This is a genomic window from Corallococcus llansteffanensis, assembly GCF_003612055.1.
In the GTDB taxonomy this organism is placed as follows: Bacteria; Myxococcota; Myxococcia; order Myxococcales; family Myxococcaceae; genus Corallococcus; species Corallococcus llansteffanensis.
Genome location: NZ_RAWB01000932.1, coordinates 1 through 2,095, shown reverse-complemented (window position 1 = coordinate 2,095; position 2,095 = coordinate 1). Strand labels below are relative to the sequence as shown.

Annotated in this window: 2 protein-coding genes; both read right to left on the bottom strand. The window is 75.8% G+C overall.

The window, feature by feature from the left end; genetic code table 11:
• A partial coding sequence (gene mobB / locus D7V93_RS42190) for a molybdopterin-guanine dinucleotide biosynthesis protein B (RefSeq protein WP_120648585.1) occupies positions 1-1,111 on the bottom strand: 1,111 nt, incomplete at its 3' end.
• On the bottom strand, positions 1,108-2,095 hold a 988-nt coding region (locus tag D7V93_RS42185), incomplete at its 5' end, for a molybdopterin molybdotransferase MoeA (RefSeq protein WP_147451649.1). The genes mobB and D7V93_RS42185, both read right to left, overlap by 4 nt.

The window sequence follows — 2,095 nt, the reverse complement described above, 5'->3', positions numbered from 1 at the left end:
CCACGACCTTGTCCACGGCGTTGTGGCGGCCCACGTCCTCGCTGGCCGCGAGCAGTTCGCCGTTCGCGTCGAGCGCGGCGGCGGCGTGGACGCCCCCGGTGTGCTCGAAGTTGTGCTGCACGGCGCGCAGCCGTTCGGTGGCGCGGGCCACGGTGTGGGCGGAGAGCACGGGGCCGGGCGCGACGGGGGCGCAGGTGGCCATCAGGTCGTCCACGGTGCGCCGGCCGCACACGCCGCACGCGGAGGTCGTGAGCGTTCCACGGCGGGTGGCGGCCACGCGCTCCAGGTCGAGCACGGCTCCGGACGCGGGGGTGACCTCCAACACGTTGCCGAAGCCTTCCTCGCCGGGGTGGCCGCAGTGGAAGAGGCTGCCCAGGTCGTCTCCATCGATAAGGATGCCCTCGCCAAAGAGGAAGCCCACCGCGAGCTCGCGATCATGGCCCGGCGTTCGCATCGTCGTGGCGACCGTGTCGCCGCTGACGCGGATCTCCAGGGGCTCCTCCACGGCGATGCGGTCGTCCTCGGCGGCGCGCAGGGACGCTCCGTCGAAGCGGCGCACGGGACGGTGGGTGAGGCCGCGGGGATCGGCGCGCGAGGGGCGCGGCGGGGGCGCGGCTTCGCGGATCCACGCGACGATGAAGTCCGCGATGGCGCGCGCGTCGCGGGAGGGCAGGCGCGGGAGTGAAGCGAGGGACTCCGGGAGCGTGGGCGCGTCCGTCACCACCGCGAGCACGTTCGGGCGGGATGCGGCGAGCGGCGGGCCCAGACCCTCGCGCCACACCTCCAGCTTCGGCAGGGGCCCGTCCTTCCAGCCCTCCACGAGCACCAGGTCCACGGCGTCCGCGTAGCGGGCGAGGTACGCGGGGGACAGGGCTTCGGCGGTGGTGAGCTGCGTGCCGTCCGGGGTGGCGAAGCCGACGAGCACCGCGCCCGCGCTCCGGGCCCGCGCGGTGTCGCTGCCGGCGCGGTGGAGCGGGTGGTCCTCCGACGAGTGCTTCACGCACGCCACGCGCAGGGCGCGCGAGGCCAGCTCCGGGACGAGCTGCTCCAGGAGCGTCGTCTTGCCGGCGCCGGACCAGCCGATGATGCCGAGCGCGGGCGGCGGCTTCACGCGGCCTCCACGGCGTGGAAGTCCGCCGGGTCGAAGAGCTGCACGTCCACGGAGTCGCCCGCCTGAAAGTCGGCGCGGCCCGCGGGCAGCACGGCCCAGCCCCGGGCGGCGACGTTCTGGAGGATCTGCCCGGCGCCCTGGGGACGCAGCCGGGCCCAGGGCTCGGGGCCGTCGTCGCGGGTCTCGAGCGCGGCGACGGTGACGAGGTAGGTGAGGCCCGCCTGCTTGTGGCGGCCCTCGGAGAGCCGGGCCCGGACGACGCGGCGCTCTTCGCGCACGCCCTGGTGCTTGAAGAGGAGCGGGCGCGCGAATTGATCAAACGCGACGGTGGCGGCGCCGGGGTTGCCGGGCAGCACGACGACGGCGGTGGTGCCCAGGCGGGCCACGGCCACGGGCTTGCCGGGCTTGAGGGCCACGCCATCCACGAGGAAGCGCGCGCCCATCCGCGCGAGCACGCGCTTCACGCAGTCCCTGTCCCCCACGGACGCGCCGCCGGTGGTGATGAGCACGTCCACCCGGGGCGCCAGCCGCTCCAGGTGCGCGAGCAGCTCCTCTTCGTCGTCGCGCGAGCGGGCCAGGTGCGTGACGTCCGCGCCGGCCTCGCGGGCGAGGGCGGCCACGAGCACGCGGTTGCTCTCGAAGACCTGGTGGGACAAGGCGGGCTCACCCGGGGGGACGAGCTCGTCGCCGGTGGCGATGACGGCCACGCGCGGCGCGGGGCGCACGAGGACGGTGGCCTCCCCCAGGGACGCGAGCACGCCGAGCACGGTGGCGTCCACGCGCTGGCCGGCGGGGAACAGCGGTGCGCCCGGCAGCACCTCTTCTCCGGCGCGGCGCAGGTCGTGGCCGGGAAGGACGGAGATGAAGAGGTCCACGTGGCCGCCGTCGTCGGTGGGGCGCGCGGCCTCCTGGCGGACGACGGCATCCGCGCCGGCGGAGAGCGGGGCGCCGGTGAAGACGCGCGCGGCCTCACCGGGCTGGAGG